The sequence below is a fragment of the Stenotrophomonas oahuensis genome, assembly GCF_031834595.1.
Classification (GTDB): Bacteria; Pseudomonadota; Gammaproteobacteria; order Xanthomonadales; family Xanthomonadaceae; genus Stenotrophomonas; species Stenotrophomonas oahuensis.
The window spans coordinates 4,307,732-4,333,303 of record NZ_CP115541.1 but is presented as its reverse complement, the minus strand read 5'-3'; the positions used below and the strand labels follow the sequence as shown (position 1 = coordinate 4,333,303).

Sequence of the window (25,572 nt, the reverse complement as noted above, 5' to 3'; positions counted from 1 at the left end):
CGATGACCGAGAAGGAGCTGGCCTACTTGGCCGGCTTCTTCGACGGTGAGGGTTCCATCGGCACTGCCGGCGGCTCTCTGTGTGTCCGCATCACCAACACCTACAAGCCCACGCTGGAGCGGTATCAAGCCGCCTTCGGCGGTGCCATCGACGTGCACAACACCGGCGACGAGAAGACCCGTCTGTCGTGGGTCTGGCGCGTCTACGGCGCGAAGGCACAGACGGTGCTGGAAGCAATCGAACCGTTCCTCGTGGAGAAAGGCCCCCAGGCATACCTGGGCATCCACTTCCGCGAACTTCCCAAGGGCAGCGCCCGTACCCGCGTACAGGAAGCCCTCGGCCTCTTGAAGCGAACCACCCATCACAGGTAACCGCATGAGCATTCGCACCGCAATCCGCAACCTCAAGGCTGAACTCCCGGCCATCAAGGAACACCTGTCGGAATCGAAGGCCGGCATCAACGAACTGGCGTTCGACCTGTACGACGACGTGGCCGATCTGGAGCGCGAGCTGTACGTCGCCCGTGTCCGTGCCAAGGAAATCCTGAAGGAAGAGAAGGCGTTCAACCGCGCCGTCACCCGGAACTACGTGATGCCGCACATCAAGGCTCTCGCGAAGGGTGCCTGGGCTGACCTCAAGATCGGCGCGTACTACGCGTGGTGCCTGCCGTTCTCGCTGGTCGTGTGGCTGGCCTTCATCCTCGTGGGTGTGGCCGTCACCGGTGCGACCTTCAGCCTCCGCAAGGGCGGCGAGACCGTGGAGCGTCTGATCGATGCTCTCTGAAATCACCTCCGCTCTGTCGAAGGTGAACGAGGTTCCGCGTGAAGTGTGGTCCGTCGCTGCCGGCATCCTCGCCGGCTTCGGCTTGACCCAACGCATCCGCCGCCTGCTGCCCGACAAGTGGGACGACAAGTCCCATGAGGTCGCCACGCAGGCCGTGGTGTTCCTCGTCGCCTTCAGCGTCACCTTCGCAACCTGGGGCGGCAAAGACGCCGACGCCAACGTGGCTGCACTGGTCACCGCACTGGTCACCCCGGCGCTGTGGAACGCGTTCCTTGCCGGCCTCGGCTGGTGGAAGCCTGCGCTCCGCGACGCCCTTCTGGCACGCCCGGTGAAGTGATGGACGCATATCTCCAGACCGCCAAGGGGCTTGTCCTCCTGGCGTTCCTGGGGGTGTGCGGCTACTTCGTGTGGAACTACAACCACATGAGCGAGCAGGTGGGTCAGATCGACCCACTGAAGTCGCAGGTAGCCGCCCTCCAGCGCGCCCAGGACACCCTCGCCACCGAGGTCATCACTCGTCAGCAGCTTGACGCCGCCATTCGTGACGCGCGCTTGCAGACGGTCACCCGCATCGAAACCGTGAGAGCCAATGATCCGATCACTCGCGCTTATCTTGACGAGCGCATTCCTGACGAGCTGCGCCGCGCCCACTTCGGTGTCGCGCCCGGACCCGCGACCGTTCCTGCAACCGACGGTCATTGAGGGCAACTACAAGTCCCTCGACGCCGTGATGGCCGATCCCGTGTCGTCCACCTACACCCTCTACCTGTTCGGAGGTAATGCCGAGGACGGGTTCCTGCGCTGCAACGCCGACAAGGCCAGCGTCCTGAAGATTCTGGAGAGCAAATGAAGCTGACCCTGCCGAACCTCGACAACAGCGAATGGTCCGTATCGCTCAACGAAGGCACCCGCACGCTGGCCTTGGGTCTGCGCACCAAGCTGGACGACGAGTTCATTTGCGCTGAAGGGATGCTCGACACCTACGTGGCGTCCCAAAGTGACGCCGGCGTTGGCCGGTACTTCGTTGACTCCTTGGTCCAGCAGCAGGTGCGAGCCGTGGGTCGCGCCGTCCTTGGCCTTCCCATCAACTAATTCCCTGGAGAACACCTATGCGTATCATCGTTGGAATCTGTGCCGCCCTGCTGTGGGCCACCATGTATGTTGCCGCGACCGTCCTGCCGCTGGCGCTGGCGGTCTATGTAGTGGTTCTCGTTCTGCGCTGGATGGGCGTCATCACCGCATGAGCGCATCCGGCCTGACGTTCAATAAAGTCAAGGAACGCTCCCGCGTTTACACCTTCGCGGGGGGTCAGACCATCCGCGTCGATAACGTGGTCTCCATCTGCATCCGCCCGACGAATCACCGGCTTGAGACGCGCGACGGACGGAAGTTCATCATCCCCGGCAAGTTCCTGGCAATCGAAATCGACGCCGATCGGTGGTCGCTGTGAGGGGCCGCGACTGGTTCTGCGCAAGCGTCCTCACCAGCGGGTTCCTGGGGTTCCTCGTGCTGATGTTGGTCCCCGACTGGAAGCCGAGTCCGCCGTTCTTCGGCGACTACGGCGAATGCCTCAAGGGGCACCACGACTCCTACATCACCTACCAAACGATGGGCGTCTATCCGAACACGGTGTCCATCCCGGTTGTTCAGGAGAGCTATGTCTGCGACGTTCGCGAGTACCCGAACGGTGACGGCCCCGACTATCAACAGCGCTACCGCGAGTACGAAGCACGTCTCGCTGAGTGGTACAAGCGGCACCCGGAGAAAGCATGAAAGACCTGATGGGCAACCCCCTAGAAGCTGGCGACTACTTCGTGTACGCCCACGCGTCCTGTAGCAGTATCTACACGAACATCGGACGCGTCATGCCGGACGGCAAGTTCAAGAGCGTGACGGTGTACCGCGACGGCGGCGTGGGCCAGTACGCAGGCCGGCCGACTTCCGACCGCGTGGTGAAGACCTCCGCCCACCTCATGTCCGACCGAGTGCAGGAAGCCCTGTCGTGATCGACAAGATCATTGACGTTTGCTACGCCATCACGGTGATCGCCTTCACCGTCCTCATTTCCGCCATTGTCGCCGCCGCCGTTATCGAGTGGGCGACCCAAGGAGCATTCTCCGCATGATCCTGACCGTACCTGACGATCTGATCGCAACCCTCCAGAACGATGCCCGCCGCGAAACCCTGCGGGATGCCATCGACAACGACGAGGACATTACCGCCTACGACTGCGTGGGTTCCAACGTCGATGACGCCTGGGACCGTGGCGAAGAAGACGGCAACGCGCATCAGGCGCGCGACGTTCTGCTGGCCCTCGGTATCGAATGGTGACGCCGGTCACTCTGCTGGTGGACGCGGATATCTTCGCGTTCGCCGCAGCGTCGGTCGCCGAGAAGGTGTACTACTGGAACGGTCCGGAAGAGGAACCGTCGGTAGTCACCTACCCGGACGAGGCGTTCGCAAAAGCACGCAACGACGTTGAACAGGTCGCCAACGATCTGAAAGCCACGCGCATCGTGGTCTGCCTGACGGACGACGAGAACTTCCGCTACGGGGTCTACCCGGAGTACAAGGGAAACCGAAAGAGTCTCCGCAAGCCGGAACTCCTGCGCGCTGTCAAGGACTTCCTCGCCAAAGAATACGAGACCTACAAGCGTCCTGGCCTGGAGGCCGACGACTGCATGGGCATTCTGTCCACGCATCCGACCCTTATCAAGGGCCGCAAGATCGTCGTGTCCGACGACAAGGACTTGAAGACCATCCCAGGCGAACTCCACGCCCCCGGCAAGATGAAGCGAGGGCAGGTGGTCAAGGTGTCCCAATGGGACGCGGACCGCTACTTCATGGAGCAGACGCTGACCGGTGACTCCACCGACGGCTACCCGGGTTGCAAGGGGATTGGCGCAAAGTCTCCCTACGTGACCGGCCTGTCCGACTGCAAGGACATTCGGGAAATGTGGGCGCTTGTCAAGAAGGGGTACGAGTCGAAGGGGAAGACGGAAGGCGACGCCCTGGCGCAGGCCCGATGCGCGCGCATTCTGCGTGCCGACGATTGGGACTTCAAGGCCAAGAAGGTGCGTCTGTGGAGTCCTCCGGTAGCCCGGTGATTTTCACCCCGCACCCTCGAGGGACAGATATACCTAAAGAGAACACTCAAGGTCTCTTAAGGGCATCCCCCGGCCCCCGCTCGAAATGCAGGGGCCATCCCATCACGGGGCGTAGCTCAACTAGTAGAGCAGCGGCGGAATCTGCCGTCAGTGTAGGTGCAAACCCTACCGCCTCGACCACATTCCATCGGCCGACGATAGCCCCTCATCAGGGGGCGACAATCGGCCGACCATCTTCTATCGCCCCTCACCGTCAGTAGAGACACGTCATTGCGACCGTCGAACATGACCGAGGGGCGACCATCTTTTGGCAAGTAGCTCAGTAGGTAGAGCGCGCGGCTGTTAACCGCGTGGCCGCAGGTTCGATCCCTGCCTTGCCAGCCAGATTCCCCCGCGCCTTGAGCGCCGCAGCCCCGGCCACAAACGACTGAACCCATTGGGTCACAAGTGACTGAGCCGGGGAGGGGAAGCCAAACAGCGGAATAGCTCAGAGGCAGAACGCCGGGTTCATACCCCGGAAGTCCCTGGTTCGATCCCAGGTTCCGCTACCAGCAACAGATCGTCCGTAGCTTCAGCACACGGACGGCATCGCAACACGGCCCGCGTCGGCAATCCTGTCTCTCTCCCAGGGTTGTTGATGCGGGCCTTTTTTTTCGAGACGCGCCCATGCCTACGCATAACGAGCGCTGGGCAGAAGCGGTCGCACTCGACGCCTCCGAGCTGGTCCAGCTCCTGAACGAAACCCGCGACACCACCCCCCGCATCACTGACTCCGACCGAGAGGTCTGGATGAAGCTGGGCGAGAAGCGACTTCTGGATCACCTACGGCACCTTGCCGACAACGCGAGGGTTCGCTGATGTGTTCTATCACCAAGAAGAAGCTCGCCAAGATCACCCATCCCGGCCTGAACAAGGTCATCGGTGACAAGAACGTGGAGAAGCTGGCCGACCCCGGTGGCCTGTTTCCCAACGACCCGGCGGCTGAAGAGACCCCCGAGGACAAGCCGATCCAGTACCTGAGCAACTTTTGGCTCGACGGTACGGGCACCTCGCGAGGCGTCATCGGTCGCAACAACCTGCGCATGGACCTCTCCGGTCAGTCGCAGCGAATCCCTGTAGTGGCGTCGCAGTACGACACCTCGCAGGAACCGTCCACTCTCCCGCCCACGTCCAACCTCCCGTCCGCCAATCCGTCCGTCGGTGGTGGTAGCGGTGGGTATCGGAACGTGCGCGAAGCACTCCTGGCGATCTAATGGCAACCCCGGATACCTCGGGGGCACCGCAGGTATCCGCACGCAGTCTCTGGAACGATAACGGCAATGCGCATTCCGCGCCGCTGACTCGTGCCCGTGCTGCGTCGGCCCTGACGATTCCCTCTCTGTTGCCGCCCGAAGGCAACAACGACAGTTCCAACCTGACGCAGCCGTACCAGTCCCTTGGGGCACGCGGCGTCAACAACCTCGCGTCGAAGATGCTCATGGCATTGTTCCCGCCCGGTTCCGCTCCGTTCCGCTACACGTTGTCGAAGGTCGCCCAGCAGGGTGCCGGCAACGAGGACACGTCGGAGGTCGAAGCTGCCCTGGCGCAGCGCGAGTCCGACATTATGGATCAAGTCGAAGCATCCCCGCAGCGACCGATCCTCTACGAATACTTCCTGCATCTGATCGTCGGTGGCAACGCAACGTTGTATTACCCCGACATGCAGTCCATGCGCATGTTCACCCTGGACCAGTTCCGGTCCCGTCGTGCGCCCTCGGGGCAGATGATCGACCTCGCCATTCTGGAGAAGGTCAGTCCGGCCGCCCTGGACCTTGACGTGTGCGCCGCAGTCGGCATCGAGCCGACCGACAAGAACGACGTTGAAATGTTCACCGGCGTGCAGTGGCGCAACGGCACCGTGACGTGGTGGCAGGAAATCAACGATATCCGCATCCCCGGCTCCGAAGGCTCCGCGCCCGAGGCGAAGTCGCCGTGGATCGTCGGTCGCTGGAAGGCGATCCCAGGTTCCCACTATGGCCGAGGCCACGTGGAAGAGCTGATGGGAGACCTCATTTCCTACGACGGCATCTGTCAGGCCATCGTCCAGTTCGCCGCAGCCGCAGCGAAGATCGTCTTCCTGAAGCATCCGTCGTCCTCGACGCGCATGGAGGATATCGCCAACGCCGAGTCCGGCGACTGCGTTACTGGCTCCCGAGCCGATATCGACATTCTCCAGCTCGACAAGTACGCGGACTTCCAGGTCGCCCAACGCACCGCTGAAGACCTCGCCCAACGTCTCTCCCAGGCATTCCTCCTGCAGGCCGGCACCACGCGAAACGCAGAGCGTGTCACCGCAGAGGAAATCCGCGCCACCGCGCAGGAGCTTGAGGACGTTGTGGGCGGCATCTACACGGTCCAGTCGCAAGACCTTCAGTTCCCTTGGGTGAACCGCACGATTGCCATTCTGGAAAAGAAGCGGCTGATCCCGGTGTTGCCGAAGGGTTCCGTGATGCCTGTCATTGTGACCGGCTTCCAAGCACTTGGTCGCAACCATCAGCTCAACCAGCTCCGTGGCTTCATGCAGGACTTGTTCCAGTTGGTGACTCCGCAGGTGGCCGTGGGTCTCGTCCAGGCACCCGTCCTGGCGCAGCGCCTCGCTACCGGCTGGGGCGTCACCAACGCATCCGAAATCGTCAAGACGCCGGACCAAGTTGCGATGGAGCAGCAGCAGGCCGCTCAGCAGCAGATGGCATCCAACATGCTCGATAAGGCTACCGCGCCGCTCGCTTCGGCGATGGCGAAGGGTGACATCGATCCTTCACAGCTGTCGCAGCTCGCGGCGGCACAACAGGCTCAGTAATGACCGACACCACCAACACCAACGAGGGCGCACCGCAGCGCCCGGACAACGTTCCCGAGAAGTTCTGGAACGCCGAGACCGGCGCGGTGAATACCGACGCCCTCCTGGCTTCCTACACCGAGCTGGAAACCTCCCAGGCTACTCGCGCGAAAGCCGACGCCGATGCAGAAGCCGCCCGAGTGGCCGCTGCTGCTGCCGCTGCGGTTTCCCCGCAGGTGCCTGTTCGTGACGAAGCCGCTTACGCCGCTGCCGTGGCAAAGGCCACCGAAGAGCTGGCGCAGTCGGATTCGATTACCGACGAGACCTACGCACTCCTGACGGAGACCGGCGGTGTCACCCGCGCCCAGGTCGATACCTACGTCCAGGGTCAGCGTGATGCCAACGAGCTGCGCACGCTCCAGATCGTCGGCGCGGCCGGCGGCGAGGACAACTACAAGGCCATGGTCGCTTGGGCCGTTGCAGGCAACTACACCGCTGAAGAGGCCGAGTCGTTCAACTCCGTCATCTTCGGTAAAGACAAGGCCGCTGCTGTTGCAGCCGTGGCTACCCTCAAGAACAGGTACGACACCGACATGGGCATCGACGCTCGCATGGTTACCGGCGAATCCGCCAACAAGCTGACCGGTGGTTACACCACCAAGTCGGAATGGCTGGCCGATATGCGGAAGCCGGAATACAAGAAGGACCAGTCCTTCCGCGACGAGGTGCAGCGCAAGCTGGCCATCGCTGTGAAGAACAACGTCAACCTGGGCGTCAGCATCAACCGGCGCTGATGACCAAGGTTCCCAAGAGTTTCACCCTGGGGCCTTACCGGATCACCGTCAAGGTGCTTCCCGAAGACAAGCTCAATGAGCGTGCAGGACTCGCAGTCTACGGACTGTGGGTTCCTGGCGAACTCACGATCTATCTTCGGGCACCTTCGGAGACACACCGGGAAGAGCTGCTGCTGGGGACGTTCTGGCACGAATACTTCCACGCCCTTTACTGGACTCTCGGACGCACAGACGAGTGCAACGACGAAGTCCTCGTGGACCAGTGTGGCGCACTGACGATGCAGGCAATGCAGACCGCGAAGTTCTGACCCTGGCCCGCTACGGCGGAGAACCAGGCGCTCGCCTTCGACTGGTCTAAAGGCACGCACGCAATAACCCACACATACCGTAACACTAACAGCGAGAAACGCAATGAGCAATGCAACCATTTCCTACGGCGCACAGGTCGGTTCGGATACCGAAGCCCTGCGACTGACTCAGTACGCAGGCGAAGTTCTGGAGGCGTTTGAATCGAACGTCATCATGAACGGCCTGATCCGCAACCGTTCGATCACCGGCGGTCGCACCGCACAGTTCCCGGCCTTCTTCAAGGCGTTCGCGGAGCTGCACACTCCGGGTGCCGAGCTGACCGGTAAGGACGTTCTGAAGAACGAAGTGACCATCGAAGCCGATGGCCTGCTGATCCACGATATCTACGTGGACCGCATCGACGAAATGATGACCCACTACGACCTGCGCGGCCCGTACGCGAAGGCCCAGGGCAACGGTCTGGCCCGCGTGTACGACGTGATGGCGCAGATGCTGGTCTATCAGGCTTCGCAGGGTGCCGAGCTGTTCCCCGGCGACGGTGGCGGCATCACCCTGACCGAGGGCGCTTCGCAGGACTTCATGACCTCCGGTCTGGACCTGATCGACGCGCTGAACTCGGCCAAGCTGGGCCTGGAAGAGCAGGACGTGGACACCTCGGTGCTGCGTTCTGTGTTCCTGCCGCTCCAGTGGTCGCTGATCGCGAACTCGGACAAGAACATCAACCGCGACTTCGGCGGTCAGGGTTCGACCGCTTCGACCGTCCTGCGCACCATTTCGGATATCGAAGTGCTGAAGTCGAACAACTTCATGTTCGGCAAGAACGTGACCGCGTACAACGCCTCGACCAATGCCAATGGCTTGGTGGGCCACCCGACCGACGTTCGCCGCCTGCCGGCCAACATCGCGTCGAAGTACCAGGGTGATCTGTCGAAGATCCGTGGCCTCGTGTTCACCGAAGACGCTGCGGCGATGCTGCACGTGCTGGACCTGAACACCGAGCAGACCTGGGACGCACGTCGTCGCGCCACCCTGCTGGTTGCCGAAATGGCCGCTGGCGGCGGTGCCTTGCGCAACAAGTGCGCCGTGGCGCTGAAGGGCAAGTAAGCCCCCGCATGCCCTCACTCCCTAACCGGGGGTGGGGGCTTTTTACTTAGGAACACCTCATGGCCCTCCCGCCGCTGAACTACGTTCCCGTGTCCGAACTGGACTCGGTGAACAACCTGCTGCTGTCCATTGGTCAGTCGCCGGTCAACACCCTGAGCGTCCCCGGCGTGAAGGACGTGAGTATCGCTCAGATGATCCTTCATGACACCTCACGCGAGGTGCAGTCGAAGGGCTGGAGCTACAACGTGGACACCGCCTACCCGATGCCTCGGGACGTGGACGGCACCATTCCAATTCCCGCGAACGCGCTTCAGGTCGTCCCCGATGACGGCACCTACGTAGAGCGCGCACGCAAGTTGTACGACACCGGCAACCGCACGTTCACCGTCGGTGTCGATGCCAAGGTCACCGCAGAGGTGACGTGGTTCCTGGCCTATGAAGACCTCCCGCAGATCGCGCGCAAGTACATCGAGCGCCGCGCAGGCCGTCTCTTCCAGGCACAAATCGTCGGCTCACAGATTCTCCATCAGTTCAACCTCCAGATGGAAAGCGAGGCCGCAGCGGAACACGACCGCTATCAGCTCCGCAGCCGCACGACCAACTTCTTCAGCTCGCCGGCAGCGATCAACCGCATCTACAACCGGAGGTGACATGCTTACTTCAAAGTCGATCCCCGCGTTGTACGGCGGCGTATCGCAGCAGCCGGATACTCTCCGAAGCGACATTCAGCTCCGCGAAATGGTCAACTGCTGGCCCACCATCGTGGACGGCATCGGCAAGCGCGCACCGCGCCAGCACGTCGCCAAAATCTCCGCCGCGATCCTGTCGGACGCCTATATCCACATCATCAATCGTGACGTGAATGAGCGCTACGTGGTGGTCATCACCAACGGCGATATCCTCGTGTTCGGCATGGATGGCAGGCAGCACGCCGTCAACTGGCCGTATGGCAAGCAGTACATCAGCGTCCCCGCAGGTTCCACCGCAAGGGACACCTTCGCCGCTACCACCGTCACTGACTACACGTTCATCGTGAACAAGTCCGTGACAGTGAAGCAGGGCGTCAAGGACTCTGACCGCACCACCAACGGATACGACTACTACAGCCCGAACCGGCCTCCGGGCCAGACCGGCGCTGTCTACGGCACGTATGCCCCGAACCCGAAGAAGGGGACGTACTACGGCATCGTGCAGACCTTCCAAGACTTGCCCACCGGGTCTGCCGAAGGTGCCACCTACAAGATTCAGTCCACCGCTGATAGCAACTTCGTCGGGTACTACGTGCGCCGCACGCAAGGCACCTGGGCCGAGGTCACCGACAACGACTCCAACAACACGATTGACGAGAAGACGATGCCTTGGGCATTGGTCCGTCAGCCGGATGGCGTCTTTGAGGTCGCCCCGTTCTCCTGGGGGCCGCGCCGCGCGGGTGACGCTGCGACCAATCCCGGTCCCTCGTTCCTGGGCCGCACGATCAAAGACGTGCTGTTCGTGGAGAACCGCCTGGGCTTCCTCTGTGACGAGAACATCGTCCTGAGCCGGGCAGGGGACTTCGGCATGTTCTGGCGGATGACCGTCACGCAGCAGCTTGACGACGACTTCATTGATATCCAGGCATCCGAAGCCAAGGTCACGAAGATGCTTCACGCCCTGCCGATGTTGGGTTCGATCCTGCTGTTCTCGGATCAAACGCAGTTCCGCATGGAGAAGGGCAACAACGGCGCATTCACGCCGAGCAACTGTTCCCTGTCGCCTGTCACGTCCTACCCGGCAACGCAGAGTGTCGCCCCCGAAGCGTCGGGTAGCGATATCTACTTCCCCTCGGAAGAGGGCGGCTGGGCGAAGGTGCTTCAGTATTTCGTCCGCCAGGACGGTACGAACTCAACGGAAGCGGACGACGTGACCGCGCATGTGCCCCGGTACATTCCGCAAGGTGTCCGAGGGTTGACCGTCAGTCCGGACCTTGAGGCCGCGTTCGTCATCACCGACGGTGCGCCCAATTGTGTCTACCACTACAAGTTCTTCTACGACGGCGACAAGCTCGCTCAGTCCGCGTGGGGCCGCTGGGAGTTCCCGGCAGGTGACCATGTGCTTGCCATCAAGGCGCTCAACGGCACCCTGTGGCTTGTCACTGCGCGGGCCGATGGCACCTACCTTGAGAGCATCAACCTCTCGGCCACCGCAGTTGCTCCTGGCATGTCCTACGACGTGTTCCTCGACCGCCGCATGGCGCTTCAGGGGGGCTACAACGCGGTGAACAACATCACCATCTTCGACTTCCCCTTCGCCGTGCCCGACAACGAGCGCAGCTTGTGGCAAGTCGTGCGTGGGCCTAACGCGCCTTCGGGTGCCGGCGGACTTGTGGACCCGAACGGCTACCGGTGGATTGACCAGTACACCATGACGGTGCCCGGCAATGTGAGCCAGGGCGTTTCCTACCTGGGCGTGCAGTACACCTCGCGCTGGACGTTCTCGCGCTGGTATCAGAAGAACTCTCAGGGTAACCCGGACCTGTCCGGTCGCCTTCAGATTCGCACGGTAACCCTCGCGTACACCCGCGCCGGCTACTTCGCCACCGAGGTCGCGCCCTACGGCGTGTCGCCCGATGTGCAGCCCGTGGTCCCTGGTCTGCTTTCGCAGTTCACCGGCAAGACCATCGGCAACGCCGAGCTGCTTGTGGGTTCGCCCACGTTCACCGACGGGGACTACTCATTCCAAGTCTACGGCGACGCGCAGGACGCCGTCATTTCCATCGTCAACGACAGCCACTTGGGAAGCTGGTTCACCAGCGCCGAGGTGGAGCTGTTCTGGCAGAAGCGAGCGCAATTCCGATGACCCACACGACCGTCGCCACCTACGGCGATATCACCCACGTTGCGTTCAACGCGCGTGGGGCAGACGTGCAGGAGGTGGACCGGGCAACCGGTCTGTCCGTACTGGCCGCGATGCGGTACTCCGCAGAGGTCTCCGACGAAGTGAACGTCATTCGTGACGCTGACGGTGTGCCGTTCTGCATCTATGGGTGCGCCTCCAACCCCGACATTGAAGGGGAGGGCGTGCCCTGGATGATTGCCACGGACCACCTGAAGGAGAACCGAAAGTTCTTCCATTGGGTTGCCGTCAACTGGCACAAGCACCTCCTGACGAAGTACACGACGCTGGCGAACTTCGCCGACGCCGATAACACCGAGAGCCTGCGCTGGCTTGCCAGCCTGGGCTACACCATCGATCCCCCGGTCATCAACGAACGGGGCTTCCCCATTCGGAGATTCCACCAATGTGTGTGGTAGTAGCGCCCGCCGTTGCGTGGGCAATCTCTGCTGCAACCGCTGCTGTGTCCATTGCATCTGCCGTGGACCAGCGGAAGAAGGCGAAGAAGCAGGAGCAGTTGCTGAAGGAGCAGGCTGAAGAGCGTGCCCAGCAGCTCGCCGATCAAGCCTCGCAGGAACTCAACGCCCGCGCCAAGGAAATCCGCAAGGCCACCGCAAGTGCCCGTGCGTCCGCGTCGGGTGCCGGCATCAACCTTGCCTCCGGTTCCTTCCTGGCCCAGCTCCAGTCCTTCGACCAGCAGCTTGACGAGGCCCAGGGCCTCCAGAGCAAGAACCTCAACAACGCAATCAAGGCGAACGGAACGTCCCTCGACGTGGCTATCTCCAGTGTGGTGAAGCCCTCCGGCCTGGAGATTGCCGCAGGCGCATTGAACGCAGGCGCGAGCGCATACAGCTCCGCAGGCGGCTCCTTCGCCCAGCGCCCACCCAACGCAACATAAGGAAACCTCATGGCACGTGAGACTGTCACCGCTTCCCGCCAGCGCACGCAGCAGAACGCAGCGCCGGTCTCGCAGCCGCAGCTTTCCGTTTCGGCGCAGATCATCGCCCCGCGCGACAATTCCCAGCAGTCGTGGAATGCCCTGAAGAGCATCCTGACCACCGGCGCTTCTGCCGTCGGCGCAGCCAAGCGCGAGGAAGAGGCCAACGCCGGAGCATGGCAGGCCCAGGGGCAGGCCGACGAAATCGCCGGTCAGGTGAATCCTGAGTACGCCGCACACGCCGCGTACCAGCAGGGCGTCACGCACGCCGCGTCGATCACCCAGGGCAACGCCGCGCTGGCTGACGTGTTCACCTCGGCTGACGAGGATATCGACCACACCGCACCCATCGGGGAACAGCTCGCTCAGTTCGACGCCCTGGTGCAGAAGCAGATGGCACCGCTCCTGACGGACCCGACGGCCCGCAAGGCCCTCTCTCCGCTGATTCAGGATGCCTACCAGCGCTTCGCCGGTGCCCGTGTGCACGGCCTGCAGGGCGATCACCAGACCAACGCGCAGAGCGCCATGGGTGCGCAGATCGCAGCCCTTGCCGACGGCGCAGATGCCAACGGCACGCTCACCCCGAGTTCGATCATTCAGACCGCCTCGGGCGTCCTGGGACGCACCGCCGCCTGGGAAGGCTACATCGATCAAGTCGCCCAGCTCGCCGAGTCGCAGCATGACGACCGTCTGCTGGAGCTGATCCCGAAGACTTACATCGACGCCAACGGGCGCGAGGTCGCTTCCCCGATCAACGGGGTGAAGGCCCAGGCCCGCATCGCGGTGGCCCGTCAGCGGAATCAGAAGTACGCCGACACCATCGCCAAGCCTCAGAAGGAGTGGGAGAACACCGTTCAGCTCGCGCCGTTTGAGGATCGAATCGATAACGGCTTGCCCATTGCGATCACCGAAATGGAGCCGCTGGTCAAGTCGGGAGTCCTATCCCGCGAGGCCGCGTGGTCCTACGTGAACCGCTCGCAGACCGCGATGAAGGAGCGCCACGACAAGGCACAGAAGTGGAACGACCAAAAGTCCCTGCTGTCCACCTTCGGCGTTGACACCTTCCGCGACATTGTGGGCGTGGAGAACGGCCCGAAGACTTCCTCCGAGGCAGCTCAGTGGAACTCGCGGGTTCAGAACGAAATCCTCGCGGCCACCGTCGGTGGTGGTAAGGAGCTGTCCGGCCCCGAAATCCTGGACAACCCGAAGGCGCTCCAGCAGACCTTGGTCCTGTCGAAGCGGATGCGATCCGCCAACGACACCCTGAAGGGCGCGATGAACAACATCGACCTGTCCAACGGGCAGACCGTGGTTCGCCGCCTTGACGCCTACCGCGCCATCAAAGCCTCGGGCCTGACCTCGCAGTATTTCACTGACGACCAGCAGGCCGCAGTGTTTGAGTCTGCCCTGAACCAGCGTGACCTGGGCGCGAAGGACGAGGATATCGCCCGCAACATCGCCCGCTACGGCGACCCGACGTTCCAGGCAACCCAGCAGCAGCAGAAGGCGCAGATCGCGCGGAAGATCGACTCTCTAAAGCTCGACACCATCGGTGGCGGCTTCCTGTTCGGCGACGGCGATACTGCCATTGCTGACCTCGACAACGGATCGAAGAACTACGCGTCGGCCAAGCTGAAAGAACTTGCGGGCTACTACACCGGAATGGGGGAATCCCCCGACGCCGCCTTGCGTCTAGCCACCGAGCGCTTCAAGGCAACCAATCAGGCCATCGAAATCAACGGCAAGTCCGTCGTGGTTCCGACGACCGCAGGTAGTCCTGACCAGCTGAAGGCGGTCCTTGAATGGGCGCAGCCGATGCTGGTCAAGAAGGCGACCGATGACGGTCTCCAGGGTGCCAAGGGGATGCGTCTCCAGTTCACCCCGCCGACCAACGGTAACGACGTGCAGGTCCGCATGGTGGATGCCCACGGCATCGGCCAGGGACCGGCAATCGACCTGTCGGCGCTCACGAACGAATGGCGCAAGACGCAGCCTGCGGTGGACTTCCAGAAGGCACAGGAAGAAGCCCGCAAGGGCCGTGCGTACCGCAACACCCTTGATCGCGTCTACAGCCCGGACAACCCGATGGCCCGTCAGATGCTCCAGTAACCTACAGAGGCCCTTATGGCAACGAACGAATACCAGTCCGCCTTGGACAAAGTAGCTATGCCGGACGAAGTATCGTCCGTTGCCCCGACTCTCTACGCTCCGTCCGACACCACCGGTGTTGAGCCGGACACCTCCTTCGTCAACTTCGTGAAGCTGTGGGCGAAGACTGATTCGACCCCGAATGCAGCCGCACGATTCCTTGTCGAAGGCCAGATTCCCTCCGATCCGAACTTCCGGATCGAAGACTTGCCTGCGGCTGACCGCGACGAAATCTTCAAGGGTTTCCCGCAGGACACCGTAGACAACCTGTATTACAACTCCCGCTCTCTGCATGATCTGTACTTCCTGGCCGGTGAAGCCCGCCAGCAGGCAGAGAATGAACAGAAGCTCGCCGAGTACGGCGGCTGGGGCACCACGGGCCGCTTCGTCGGCGCGCTGGCAGACCCCACGAACCTCGCCCTCATGGTGGGCACTGGCGGTCTCGGCGCTGTGGCGAAGGCCGAGCAGATCGGCAACGCTGTCCGCATCGCTGCGTCCACCAAGGCGCTCGCACCGCTGGCCGAAGAGGTCGCCTCCCTGGGCACCGCAGGTTCCATCCGGCGTATCGCCTATGGTTCCACCGGCGCAGCCCTGGAGAATGCCGCGATCACTGCCGGCCTGAACTCCAACAACGCGAACAAGGACGGCACTGACGTAGTGCATGCCGCTCTCGCGGGTTTCGCCCTGCACAGCACCTTCAGCATCGGCGGTCGCGTGTACGCCAATGGCCGCGTCAACGACGTGGTGCGTCTCTACAAGGACCGCATGGACACCCTCCAGCTCGCCGAAGGCGTGGCTGAGAACCGCACGGCCCTGGTGTCGTCCCTGGTGGGCGGCGAGGATGCCGCACGTGCAGCCGAAGGTCAGCTTCAGGGGCGCGTAGGTTCCTTCCTGGCATCCAACAACGGCCCGACCGAAAGCTACGCTGACTTCCGCCGAGTGCTGGAGTCCGGCGGTGACGCCTCCGCGCGTTCCTCGACTTCCACCGCTACCGGTGCTGACCAGTTCCTTGAAAAGACCTGGCTCTCCACCGTGGAGCAGGCGAAGCCGGCATGGGCCGAGGGCCTGTCCCGTGACGAAATCCTGGCCCAGCGTACCAACGCTGAGCGTTCCGGTGAAATGGCGCAGTTCCTCGACGCACAGAATGCGTCCGCCCTGGAGCGCGCGGGGGCACCGGTCAACAACTACACCCTGTACGCGGCGCACCACTTTGGTCCGTCCCGTGCGGTGAAGTTCGCCAAGGCGGCTGACGATGCCCTGATGGACGAGCTTTTCCCCGAGGCCGTCCTGAAGGCCAACCCGTATCTTCGCGGGAAGACCAAGGCAGAGGTGGTCTCCAACTGGACCGACCGCGCCCGCAAAGGTGGTGTCGATACCGACGCCATGCTGGGCCGCTCCGGTGTCACCGACGCCGAGGGATACCGCACCGCCCAGGTGACTGACTTCAGCACCGAGTCGATGATCGAACGTGTCCGTCAGGCTGATGAAGCCGAGGCCCGCCTTCCGGGTCTGGACTTTGAAGCTGGCACTGCCATGAAGCAGGGCGCACGGCGCAAGCTGGAGCGTGCCATCGACGCCCTGGAGGCCAACACCAAGGCCCTCTACGGAACCTCCCGAGGTGCCCGTAAGGCCGACCTTGACCGCCTCGTGGCGCAAGACGCCAAGGTGGCCGAGAGCGCTCCTGAGCGCATGCGTGTGGCCCGCGAGGCCGACGCCGCTACCTTCGGTGACCAAGTGGATGCGCCCGCCGTGGCGAAGCTGCGCCGCCGTTCTGTGCGCGATGCAGTGGACACCGACCGCCGTACCCTGGCCGAACAAATCCGCGGTGTCCGAAAGGAAGACGCCGCTGACCTGAAGCGCACCCGAGGTGAGCTTGCAGACGCAACCGCACGCCGCACCCTGGACGACAACGCCCTGGCCGCGCGTGGGGAAGCCAAGCGCCTCCGCTCGCAGCAGGCCGACCGTGACAACCTGCGTGCAGCCTTGGGTCTGCGCCGGGAGATTGAACAGACCGCCGCACGTCGTGAGACGTTGGGCAAGCTGGATGCCAACGACACCGTTGCACAGGGCCTGACCGAGGCAAACGCCGGGCCGTCCTTTGGCACCGACACCCTGTCGGCTGCGCGAGCGATCGGCTACTCCGACGAGCTGTACCCGAATGCCTCCGGCACCGGCGAAGTGGTCCCGCGTGCCCGTATGTCGGGCGCAACGAACCTGAAGAACCGAGGCACCCTGTCGGGAATCCTGCGCGGTTCCGAGTTCCAGGCCGTGCGCGACAACTTCGGCCTGTTGGTGGGCAATATCTTCGGCAACGTCGATGGGTCCGCCGTCCGTGAGGGCGCTTCGGAAATCAGCTCGACGCTCCAGCGCCGCTACATCGCCGACTTCAGCAAGGGCGTGGATTCCTCCTACGGCCCCTGGATGAAAGAGCAGGGCATCCCCAAGTACCGGTACTACGACCGTCAGGTCCGTGCGCAGTTCATGGATGACGTTGGTCGCCACGTTCGTGGAGAGGCCAGCGATTCCCCTGCGGTCGCCGCAATGGCCGGTCGCGTGAGCAAGCTGTTCGCTGACGTGCTGACCGAGGCGAAGCGTGCCGGCGTCCAGGGCTTCGATAACGTCGAAGTCAATGCCAACTACCTGCCTCGTGTGTTCAACTTCCAGCGCTTCGGCGAACTGGAAGAGCGCTTCGGTTCCGACCAGCTCTCCAACCTGATTACTCAGGCCATGAAGGAGACCAACCCGGAGCTGTCCGACGAGATTGCCGCGAAGGCCGGTGCGCACTATGTCCAGAAGATGCGCGAAATGCGCGTGGGCAACGACCCGGGCGTCCTCGCCGGCATGTCCTTCGATGACATTGGGTATCTCCGTCAGTTCCTTCAGGAAGCCGGCGTTGGTGCCGACGAACTGGAAGAGACGGTCGCCCGATTCGCCGAGGTGAAGCTGGGGGATCGCGCTGCAAAGGGCGAGGGTTCCTTCCGCAACGCCAAGCGCCGCGCCAAGTTTGACGAGAACTTCGCCCTGGACCTCCGCGTCCGTGGCGGCGACGGCTCCCTGGAGCGCGTCCGAGTGAGCGACCTGTTGGATAACAACGTGGAAGGTCTCGTGGGTCGCTACGTGCGTACCGTCTCGGGGCATACCGCCCTGGCGCACATCGGCATCAAGAGTGCCGCTGACTGGACTGGCCGAGTGAAGGCCGTGAAGAACGCCCTTGAGGGGCAGGAAGACGCCGACCGAATCCTGAAGGCCGGGCAGGGCGCATACGACCTGATTACCGGCAAGCCCTTGGAAGAGGCTGGGTTCTGGAGTGAGCTGATGCGCACCACGCGCGATATCACCTACGCCACTCAGATGGAGAACGCCGGCCTCGCCAACCTGCCGGACCTGGGCGCACTGCTGGCCCACGGCAACCTTCGGTACACCTTCCGCCACATCATGAACCTCGGAGAGCTGTTCCGCCGAGGCGAGGATGGGCAGCTCAAGTCCGAGCTGTGGCGTGAGCAGGAAGAGTGGCTGGGGGTCGGCACCGACTACCTGAACAACTCCGTGTTCTCGTCCTACGACGTGGCCGGTGCGTTCCAGGGGGACGGCGCTGCAACCTTGGGCCGCTCCGTGTGGAACAAGGCGGCACAGACGGCTTCCACCGTAGGCCACGCAGCTCGCGTTACGGGCCGTGCAGTCACCGTCGGCTCCGGCATGGCGGGTCTCAACGCGTTCTCGCAGCGTGTCGTGGCTCAGAACATTCTGCTGCGCATGAAGGATGACCTGTTCGACCGTGGTGGCTTCAGTGCCGAACGCATGGCCGCGCTGGGCATTGACGAGCCGATGGGTAAGCGCATCGCTGCGCAGATGAAGGAACACACAGAGTGGGCTGAAGGTGAGCTTGGCGGGAAAATCCGCAAGGTCAATTGGGCCGACTGGACGGACCTGGAAGCGCGCGACCGCATGCTCAACGGTGTGGTTCGCGAGGCTCGCAAGAGCATTCAGGAAGAAGACCTGGGCGATACGTTCCTGTGGCAACACAAGAACCTCGCCAAGTTCCTCATGCAGTTCCGTCGGTTCGGCATCACGGCTTACTCCAAGCAGTTCCTGCGGTCGATCAATGAGCGGGACGCCGAGACGGTCACCCGTAACGGTATGGCCCTGGCTCTGGCCGGTGCGGCGTACTACGCGAAGACCGAAGCACAGCTTCAGGGCATGCAGGTGGCCGGCGTCGATTCCGAGAAGATCGAGAAGTGGAAGAAGGAATACATGGGCGGGGGCGCAATGGCCCGCGCAGCAGTCCGCAACTCGGGCTTCATGTTCCTCCTGCCTGACGCTGTTGACTCGTTCACCGGTCCGCTGCTGGGTCAGACGTACTTCGACTACCGCAACTCCGGTAACAGCTCCAACGCCGCAAGCGTCGGGGGCAGCGTGCCGGGCTTTGCGATGGCCGCGAACGTCGGCAACGCCGCCGGCGGTGTGTCCCAGGCAATCCTGCGTGGCGACCGTCAGTACAAGCAGAAAGACCTTCGCGCGCTCCAGGCCGTGATCCCGTTCGGCAACCACCTCGCGGTGGCTCCGCTCTTCCAGGCATTCGCCCAGGATTTGCCCGAGACCGACGACGACACGGACAAGGAACACGCCGAGTGGTTCTGGCAATAACCGAAAGGGGGCTACGGCCCCCTTAATCATTCATACGGACACCCCATGACCTCACGAGTAGCACTCGCTATCGAGGCGGGGGACTTCCAGTTCTCCGTCCCGTTCCCCTACATTTCCAACACCCACGTCACCGTGGCGTACAACCGTCGCATCAAGCGTCAGGGTCTGGACTACTACTGGCGGGACTCGGCGAACATCGAGTTCTACCATCCGCCGGGTAAAGGCGTGCTGGAGATTATCCGGCAGACTCCTGTGAGCAAGGCCCTGGTGGCCTTCCACAACGGTTCGGTCCTCACGCAGGACGAGCTGAACATGGCGTTCCTCCAGGCGCTCTACGCCACCGAGGAAACCCGTGACTATTACGAAGCCCTGGTCAACGGCGCACTGGACGGCTTGGTCCTCCAGTCGGGCGCTCCAGAGGCAGGCCCGGTCATCGACAAGGTGATTGAGCAGATTCTATCGAGCGAAGAGCTGAAGGAACTTCAGGCTCGCATCGTGGATATCGACACGAACGCAAACACGATCCTCTCCACGCAGATCGACCTGGGCAGCCTCCAGTCCATCATCGACGCCCTGACGGCACCTGACGGCGGCGTTGCCACGCTGATCCAGCAGGAAGCCAACGCACGCGTTGAGGGCGACACCGGCATCGTTGAGACCATCGACCTGATCGGCGCGAAGAGCGCTGACGGCACCGGCTTCATTGCCAACCTCGGGACGCTGAAGGTTTCCCCTGACGAGTCCTTGGGCGACCGCCTGACGGCAATGCAGGTGAAGACCGGCGAGAACACCGCCGCAATCGCCCAGGAAGCCACCACGCGCACCGACGAGAACTCAGCGATGGCGACTCGGGTGGATAACGTCGTGGCATCCCTGACGGACCCTGACGGTCCCGTGCAGGCGCTCATTACGCAAGAGGCGAAGGCCCGCGCTGATGAAGACGGTGCCCTGGGTACGCGCCTCGACGGCATCCTGACGACCGTCGGGGAGAACAAGGCTCTGTTCGACCAGCAGGTGACGGTCCAGGCCGGTAAGGACTCCGCGCTGGCGTCCGATATCTCCACCCTCCAGACGCGAGTAGGTAAGAACGAGGCGAGCATCCAGCAGACCGCGAGTGTCGCCAATGGCCTGTCCGCGCAGTACATGCTGAAGACGGACGTGAACGGCTATGTCGCAGGCTTCGGTCTGTGGAACAACGGGGCAACCTCGACGTTCAACATTCTGGCCGATCACTTCGCCATCGTCTCGCCGGGCTATCCGGGCATTGTCCCGTTCGCCGTGGACGCCAACGGCGTCTACATGAACAACGCCTACATTCGCAACCTGACGGTGGACAAGATCACCGGCGGTGCCATCAGTGCCGAGTGGGCTTTGAACTCCACCAACGGACGCATCGTGCTTGACACGGGCGCATTCATGAAGGTTCTCGGTGTCGGCTTCGGTGCAAACCGCGACCTGATCGAGTGGTTCGGCCCGAAGATGGCCATTAGCTCATGCACGAAGGGTAACGCGATCACCTACGTGGGCATGGACGGTTCCGCCTACTTCGGCGGCACGCTGTCCGCAGGTGTCCTCTACAACGCCGCTTCCTCTACGTCCATCGCTGGTGACACCTACGCTGTCGTTGGTCCCTTCGCATCCAATGGGCGTGCAAAGACCATCGTGTGTTCCTACACGCGGTCCCGTCACGTCGTCAATCAGAGGGTGCCGAACACCGGCTTTAACGGCGGCGGACAGAACTCTGCGCTTGTGTCCCTGTATCGAAACCTCAACGGCGCTGGCGACGTTCTCGTAGCCCAGCAGTACGTCTACGGCAACTGGTCCATCAGCAACGTCTCCGACGGTGCGTCCGATGCCTGGGGTTCGATCAACGGAAGCTTCACCTTCGTTGACACCGCAGGTGCGTCCAACAACTACGTCTACACCGTTCGCCTGTCGCAGCTCTCCATGTCCACCGTGGGAGGCGCGATCACCAGCGAATCCACCACGGCGAAGCTCACCGTCGTCTCTACGGAACAGTAATGACCACTACCACCCCAACCCCGGCGCAGCTTGCGTCCGACATGACGGCCCTCATGGAGCGCTGGCGTACCTACACGTCCCAGCTCCAGGCGTGGCTCGGCGGCACCGCGACGGGTGGTCCCAACGGCGACGGCATGTTCCCCCTCACGGACCACCTGGGCAACACCTTCATGGTCCCTTGCCCGGCCCTTGAGGCATCCCGCGTGGACGGGGAGGTCAACTCGGCCTCTTCGTTCGCCGATGCCGCCCAGGCATCCGCCGAAGCCGCCGTAACGAACGTGACCAACGCCAAGCTGGCCCAGGACGCGGCCAACGACTTCGCCAATGCGTCGAAGGCTGCGCGTGACCTCGCTCAAATGTATGCCGACACTGCCGGCACGCACGCGGCGAATGCCAAGTCCTACAGCGAGGCGGCGTCATCCAGCGCCGTCGCAGCCGCACAGTCGGCATCCGAGGCTCTGGCCTCCCTGGACACCCTCAACGAAGCGGTTGCCGAAGCCCAAGGTTCCGCTAGTGCCGCCCTGGCGTCGGAGCAGGCCGCAGCCGCTTCCGAGCGTGCAGCCGCAGGGTCAGCATCCGCTGCATCCGCGTCGGCCTCCAGTGCAGCCTCAAGCGCTTCTCAGGCATCCTCAAGTGCCTCCGCAGCCCTGGCTTCGCAGAACGCAGCGAAGACCTCAGAAAACAGCGCCGCCACCTCGGCTTCCAACGCGAAGACCTCCGAGACGAACGCGAAGTCCTCTGAAGTCAACGCCAAGACCTCCGAGACCAACGCAGCGGCCTCCGCAGCAGCAGCCAAGGCATCCGAGGCTGGCGTCCACGCTGACGCAGTTGCAGCCGCAGGTAGCGCAAGCGCAGCCGCAGGTTCCGCTACCGCTGCCGCCAGCTCTGCCACCAAGGCCCAGGTGTTTGAACCGAACAACTACGCCCTGCGCGTGGACCCGGTTATCTCTGATGCGCTGATGATTCAGCCGAACACGTCCACGAGTAACCCGGTGCTGCGCTTCCTCGACTACAACGGGAACACGAAAGGCTCCTTGTACTGGAACATCGCCAGTGACGGAATGATTTGGGCGAAGAACAAGGCGGACGGCACGCTCGCTGGCTATTGTTCGCTCCTGACTGATGGCTCCTTCTGGAACCAGTACGGCGCTTACTTCGGCGGGTCGATCACGACGGACGGATCGCTCAACATGCGGAATGCCCAGGCATACATCGCTCACGCGTATCCGCTAGTTGAGTTCCGTCAGCCGGGCGCAGCTATCTCCCAGGGCGAGGGTTTCGTCGGTTCGTGGAACGGTGACACCCTCGTCCGCTCCTGGCCGTCCGCAACTGACCACACCGGCTACCTCGACTTCTACGTCAACCGAACGCTGGGCGTGATGGGTATGCGTGGGAGTGACCTGAAGACCGTCTTCAAGGCGACCTCCACGGGCGGCGTCCAAGTCGAAGGTACGAGTGCCAGCTACAACATCGTTGCGCGCGACTACGGCCAAACGTGGTCCACCTATGCCACCGGCAATCAGTATCGCGTGTGGGCCAACACTGTCGGCGACATTTTCACTGTCGGCATCAGTGGTGACGCCTACATCAAGAATGGAAACGGTGGTGGGTCTCTTCAGATCGGCGACGACTCCATGTTGATCGATGTGAATATCAACCACACGCTCGGCATCCAGTCCCTCGCCAATCGCGCCGCTGGATTCATCAAGTTCGGCAACGCGGGTGCGCGGATCGGTTGGGACACCGCTGGCTTGTACGCCGACGGCACGCACACCTCCGGCCTGGGGACCACCTCGGCGGGCTATGTGTGGCACACCGGAAACTTCGGCACCGGCCCCTGGTACGGCAACATGAATCAGTGCCTCAAGTCGGGCCTGTACCGCATGGGCGATGGATCGAACTCCACCAACCTTCCCGGCGGCGGCTCCTACGGTCAGATGCTTGTGAGCAGCGGCGGCGGCGGCGATACGACCACGCAGCTTCTGATGCCCTACAACACAGACAACAACTCCGGCTCTGCGATGTACTTCCGAGGCATCCACGGTAACGGCACTGTGGTCCACGCATGGCGAACCGTGTGGGACGACAACAACCTCATTATCTCTTCCGCCGACCCCGGTTACATCGAAGGTCGCATCTGGATTCAAATTTAAAGGATCGACATGAAGTTCAAGCTCAAGAACATCGCAAGCAATGTCAGTGAGACCAGCGTTCCAACGGATCGCACTCACACTCTGATGTTCTCCAACACCGGCGAACTTGCAACGCCCGGCACGATTGCCTACGGGCAGTCCAACATTGCCCTGAACATCACCGCCGAGGAAGCCGCAGGTTACACCCTGGGCGCGACCTACGAGCTGGCGCTGACCCTGGTGAGCTGATGGCTCAAATCTACGTCGCCCGCAACGGCGCGTGGAATCCGGCCCGCTACCTCCGTGCCAACGCAGCCACCGTGAAGACGGTACGCGTTGCACGTGGGGGTGTGTGGGTTCCGGTGTACTACGGGATGACCGCAAGTGCTACCGGCGGGAACTTCACGCGGAACAATGGCAACTCCAGTACCCCGCGCACCATCGCCACCGCCATCGGTGTGTCGGCTGCGGTCTCCGGCGGCTCCGGTAGTTACAGCTACGCATGGTCCGTCACCGGTTCGTCCGGCGTCACCGCCGTCTCCCTCGCCAACGCGAACGCTTCTGGCTGCACCGTCTACGCCACCTGTTCCATCAACGGTGGTGGTTCGGTCTCGCTCCAGTGCGTCGTCACCGACAACTCCAGCGGCTACGCCGTGGTTGTCTACACCTCCACCTCCTACAACTACTACAACACCCTCTAAGGACACTCAATGACCACCTTCTCCGTAATCGCTGGCCTCGTCACCGTCGCTGCTGTCGTCTTCCTCGTGCGTCACCTGTCGAAGCGCAAGACCGCCTCGGCTTCCACCGCAGCCCCTGGCTCGGCTGGCGACCCGCGCGACGTTCCGAAGCAGACCGAGGTCCGCTAAGGGGCACTTGAGGGGGAACTTCGGTTCCCTCTCGCCCTCCTGAGAAACCCTGATGACCCAACTTACTGCAAACGCATTGCTGACGAAGCTGATCTTCGGCTTCGCCACCGCCGGTTCCCTGTGGGCCGTATCTACCCTGGTCGAAGGAAAGACCAAGGACGCATTGCAGGACGCACAGCTCGCACGTCACGAAGAGACGCTGCACAAGATCGACAACCTATCGGACCAGCTTTCCGAGGCCAACAAGCACATGGCCGTACTGGAGACCCGATTCAACGACGAGGTGAAGCATGGCTCGCGCCAGTGAAGAAGCAGCCGACGCGCTGCACGCCCTGACGTTTCAGATCGTTCAAGAAGAGATTGAGGGCTACCGTGATCGCGGTGAGCCGGTGCCTCCGGCGCTGCTGGCCCAGGCCATCAAGCTGCTGAAGGACAACGATATCAACTCGCCTGTTCGCGCCCGCAAGGTGGCAGACGAACTCGCGCCGCACCTGCCGGACTTCGGCCCCGAGGACATGGTTTCAGGCGTCCCTCACTGAACCTTGAGCTGCACCTTGTGCATCCGCGCACGGAGCCTGCATAACGCGTCATACGTCGCCAGCGGGTCTCCGTACTGCGCCATGGTGCGCTCGACGTACAGCGGCGTCACGGCCTCCTGAAGCACTTTCCACTCTGAGGTCTCCAGCGGAGACTTAGGGAACCGAGTCGCCCGCTCCAGGGCGAAATGCAGGGCGTCGTCCCCACACCCCTTGACAGCACCTGCGAACACCTTCAGCAACCTTTGGTCCTTCTTCGCCACGTAAATGAAGCGGGCGAATACCGCTGCGATAGCCAGCGGGACTACTACGAAGGACGACATTGGGTGACCTCAAGGTTCATTGGGTGCCCATTCTCTCAAGCTCCTGAGCGCGCGTACAGCGCCTCTACACACGTACCCGCTACGTCCATATCACCACGCCCCTGAGAGGCCCGCCACGAGCGCGGGAGGGGCCTTGCTGGGCATTACTTCCGTGTCAGAAACTATTTCCTATCCC

At 62.7% G+C, this 25,572-nt stretch carries 32 protein-coding genes and 3 tRNA genes; 34 read left to right on the top strand and 1 reads right to left on the bottom strand.

Going from position 1 to position 25,572, the window contains the following annotated elements; genetic code table 11:
• Positions 1–2: 2 nt before the first annotated feature.
• The 34 genes from PDM29_RS19340 to PDM29_RS19175 all read left to right on the top strand — a co-directional run bounded on the left by PDM29_RS19340 (position 3) and on the right by PDM29_RS19175 (position 25,077).
• Entirely contained in the window at positions 3–371 is a 369-nt protein-coding gene (locus tag PDM29_RS19340) for an LAGLIDADG family homing endonuclease (protein ID WP_252744626.1), read from the top strand.
• A 4-nt stretch (positions 372–375) separates the two neighbouring features.
• A complete protein-coding gene (locus PDM29_RS19335; protein WP_311191646.1) occupies positions 376–783 on the top strand; it encodes a hypothetical protein in 408 nt (135 codons plus the stop codon).
• Positions 773–1,120, top strand: coding sequence for a hypothetical protein (locus PDM29_RS19330; protein ID WP_311191645.1), 348 nt, complete (start codon positions 773–775; stop codon positions 1,118–1,120). Before PDM29_RS19335 ends, PDM29_RS19330 begins: the two co-directional genes overlap by 11 nt.
• Complete coding sequence (locus tag PDM29_RS19325) at positions 1,120–1,485, top strand: hypothetical protein (RefSeq protein ID WP_311191644.1); 366 nt, start codon at positions 1,120–1,122, stop codon at positions 1,483–1,485. The genes PDM29_RS19330 and PDM29_RS19325 overlap by 1 nt, the downstream gene beginning before the upstream one ends.
• Before the next feature lie 144 nt (positions 1,486–1,629).
• The gene (locus tag PDM29_RS19320) at positions 1,630–1,875 is read left to right on the top strand and encodes a hypothetical protein (protein WP_311191643.1); all 246 of its coding nucleotides are present in this window, start codon (positions 1,630–1,632) and stop codon (positions 1,873–1,875) included.
• A gap of 17 nt (positions 1,876–1,892) precedes the next feature.
• A complete protein-coding gene (locus PDM29_RS19315; RefSeq protein WP_311191642.1) occupies positions 1,893–2,027 on the top strand; it encodes a hypothetical protein in 135 nt (44 codons plus the stop codon).
• Positions 2,024–2,233 (top strand): hypothetical protein, encoded by a 210-nt coding sequence (locus tag PDM29_RS19310; protein WP_311191641.1) that lies wholly within the window; start codon positions 2,024–2,026, stop codon positions 2,231–2,233. Before PDM29_RS19315 ends, PDM29_RS19310 begins: the two co-directional genes overlap by 4 nt.
• Before the next feature lie 56 nt (positions 2,234–2,289).
• A complete protein-coding gene (locus PDM29_RS19305) occupies positions 2,290–2,556 on the top strand; it encodes a hypothetical protein (protein WP_425508694.1) in 267 nt (88 codons plus the stop codon).
• A complete protein-coding gene (locus PDM29_RS19300; RefSeq protein WP_311191640.1) occupies positions 2,553–2,789 on the top strand; it encodes a hypothetical protein in 237 nt (78 codons plus the stop codon). The genes PDM29_RS19305 and PDM29_RS19300 overlap by 4 nt, the downstream gene beginning before the upstream one ends.
• Positions 2,786–2,908: a hypothetical protein gene (locus tag PDM29_RS19295; protein ID WP_311191639.1), complete on the top strand. Its 123-nt coding sequence runs from the start codon at positions 2,786–2,788 to the stop codon at positions 2,906–2,908. Before PDM29_RS19300 ends, PDM29_RS19295 begins: the two co-directional genes overlap by 4 nt.
• Positions 2,905–3,114, top strand: coding sequence for a hypothetical protein (locus PDM29_RS19290; protein ID WP_311191638.1), 210 nt, complete (start codon positions 2,905–2,907; stop codon positions 3,112–3,114). Before PDM29_RS19295 ends, PDM29_RS19290 begins: the two co-directional genes overlap by 4 nt.
• On the top strand, positions 3,108–3,890 hold the full coding sequence (locus PDM29_RS19285; RefSeq protein ID WP_311191637.1) for a hypothetical protein: 783 nt from the start codon (positions 3,108–3,110) through the stop codon (positions 3,888–3,890). Before PDM29_RS19290 ends, PDM29_RS19285 begins: the two co-directional genes overlap by 7 nt.
• A 105-nt stretch (positions 3,891–3,995) precedes the next feature.
• A tRNA-Phe gene (locus PDM29_RS19280) sits at positions 3,996–4,070 on the top strand.
• 128 nt (positions 4,071–4,198) lie between these two features.
• Positions 4,199–4,274: transfer RNA gene (locus PDM29_RS19275), tRNA-Asn, on the top strand.
• A gap of 92 nt (positions 4,275–4,366) precedes the next feature.
• Positions 4,367–4,441 (top strand) — tRNA-Met (locus tag PDM29_RS19270).
• 115 nt (positions 4,442–4,556) lie between these two features.
• A complete protein-coding gene (locus PDM29_RS19265) occupies positions 4,557–4,748 on the top strand; it encodes a hypothetical protein (RefSeq protein WP_311191636.1) in 192 nt (63 codons plus the stop codon).
• Entirely contained in the window at positions 4,748–5,143 is a 396-nt protein-coding gene (locus PDM29_RS19260; RefSeq protein ID WP_311191635.1) for a hypothetical protein, read from the top strand. The genes PDM29_RS19265 and PDM29_RS19260 overlap by 1 nt, the downstream gene beginning before the upstream one ends.
• On the top strand, positions 5,143–6,729 hold the full coding sequence (locus tag PDM29_RS19255; protein ID WP_311191634.1) for a portal protein: 1,587 nt from the start codon (positions 5,143–5,145) through the stop codon (positions 6,727–6,729). Before PDM29_RS19260 ends, PDM29_RS19255 begins: the two co-directional genes overlap by 1 nt.
• Positions 6,729–7,502 (top strand): capsid assembly protein, encoded by a 774-nt coding sequence (locus tag PDM29_RS19250; protein ID WP_311191633.1) that lies wholly within the window; start codon positions 6,729–6,731, stop codon positions 7,500–7,502. The genes PDM29_RS19255 and PDM29_RS19250 overlap by 1 nt, the downstream gene beginning before the upstream one ends.
• Complete coding sequence (locus PDM29_RS19245) at positions 7,502–7,810, top strand: hypothetical protein (RefSeq protein WP_311191632.1); 309 nt, start codon at positions 7,502–7,504, stop codon at positions 7,808–7,810. The genes PDM29_RS19250 and PDM29_RS19245 overlap by 1 nt, the downstream gene beginning before the upstream one ends.
• A gap of 103 nt (positions 7,811–7,913) precedes the next feature.
• Positions 7,914–8,915 carry a major capsid protein gene (locus PDM29_RS19240; RefSeq protein ID WP_311191631.1) on the top strand — a complete coding sequence of 334 codons (1,002 nt, stop codon included), beginning with the start codon at positions 7,914–7,916 and terminating at the stop codon, positions 8,913–8,915.
• Positions 8,916–8,974: 59 nt separating this feature from the next.
• Positions 8,975–9,565, top strand: a complete 591-nt coding sequence (locus PDM29_RS19235) for a hypothetical protein (RefSeq protein ID WP_311191630.1) — start codon at positions 8,975–8,977, stop codon at positions 9,563–9,565.
• Position 9,566: 1 nt separating this feature from the next.
• Positions 9,567–11,750, top strand: a complete 2,184-nt coding sequence (locus tag PDM29_RS19230) for a phage nozzle protein (RefSeq protein WP_311191629.1) — start codon at positions 9,567–9,569, stop codon at positions 11,748–11,750.
• Entirely contained in the window at positions 11,747–12,205 is a 459-nt protein-coding gene (locus PDM29_RS19225) for a hypothetical protein (protein ID WP_311191628.1), read from the top strand. The genes PDM29_RS19230 and PDM29_RS19225 overlap by 4 nt, the downstream gene beginning before the upstream one ends.
• 44 nt (positions 12,206–12,249) lie before the next feature.
• Positions 12,250–12,684 carry a hypothetical protein gene (locus tag PDM29_RS19220; protein ID WP_311191627.1) on the top strand — a complete coding sequence of 145 codons (435 nt, stop codon included), beginning with the start codon at positions 12,250–12,252 and terminating at the stop codon, positions 12,682–12,684.
• Positions 12,685–12,693: 9 nt separating this feature from the next.
• A complete protein-coding gene (locus PDM29_RS19215) occupies positions 12,694–14,832 on the top strand; it encodes a hypothetical protein (RefSeq protein WP_311191626.1) in 2,139 nt (712 codons plus the stop codon).
• Positions 14,833–14,889: 57 nt separating this feature from the next.
• Positions 14,890–19,515, top strand: coding sequence for a hypothetical protein (locus PDM29_RS19210; RefSeq protein WP_311191625.1), 4,626 nt, complete (start codon positions 14,890–14,892; stop codon positions 19,513–19,515).
• Positions 19,516–19,560: 45 nt separating this feature from the next.
• Positions 19,561–21,537 (top strand): phage tail fiber domain-containing protein, encoded by a 1,977-nt coding sequence (locus tag PDM29_RS19205; RefSeq protein WP_311191624.1) that lies wholly within the window; start codon positions 19,561–19,563, stop codon positions 21,535–21,537.
• Complete coding sequence (locus PDM29_RS19200) at positions 21,537–23,690, top strand: hypothetical protein (RefSeq protein WP_311191623.1); 2,154 nt, start codon at positions 21,537–21,539, stop codon at positions 23,688–23,690. The genes PDM29_RS19205 and PDM29_RS19200 overlap by 1 nt, the downstream gene beginning before the upstream one ends.
• A gap of 9 nt (positions 23,691–23,699) precedes the next feature.
• A complete protein-coding gene (locus PDM29_RS19195) occupies positions 23,700–23,918 on the top strand; it encodes a hypothetical protein (RefSeq protein WP_311191622.1) in 219 nt (72 codons plus the stop codon).
• Positions 23,918–24,370 carry a hypothetical protein gene (locus PDM29_RS19190; protein WP_311191621.1) on the top strand — a complete coding sequence of 151 codons (453 nt, stop codon included), beginning with the start codon at positions 23,918–23,920 and terminating at the stop codon, positions 24,368–24,370. The genes PDM29_RS19195 and PDM29_RS19190 overlap by 1 nt, the downstream gene beginning before the upstream one ends.
• Positions 24,371–24,379: 9 nt before the next feature.
• Positions 24,380–24,538 carry a hypothetical protein gene (locus PDM29_RS19185; RefSeq protein ID WP_311191620.1) on the top strand — a complete coding sequence of 53 codons (159 nt, stop codon included), beginning with the start codon at positions 24,380–24,382 and terminating at the stop codon, positions 24,536–24,538.
• Between the two features lie 52 nt (positions 24,539–24,590).
• Complete coding sequence (locus PDM29_RS19180) at positions 24,591–24,845, top strand: hypothetical protein (protein WP_311191619.1); 255 nt, start codon at positions 24,591–24,593, stop codon at positions 24,843–24,845.
• Entirely contained in the window at positions 24,829–25,077 is a 249-nt protein-coding gene (locus PDM29_RS19175) for a hypothetical protein (RefSeq protein WP_311191618.1), read from the top strand. The genes PDM29_RS19180 and PDM29_RS19175 overlap by 17 nt, the downstream gene beginning before the upstream one ends.
• Here PDM29_RS19175 and PDM29_RS19170 read toward each other — a convergent pair.
• On the bottom strand, positions 25,071–25,397 hold the full coding sequence (locus PDM29_RS19170; RefSeq protein WP_311191617.1) for a hypothetical protein: 327 nt from the start codon (positions 25,395–25,397) through the stop codon (positions 25,071–25,073). The two genes, PDM29_RS19175 and PDM29_RS19170, sit on opposite strands and share 7 nt — an antisense overlap.
• Between the last annotated feature and the right edge of the window lie 175 nt (positions 25,398–25,572).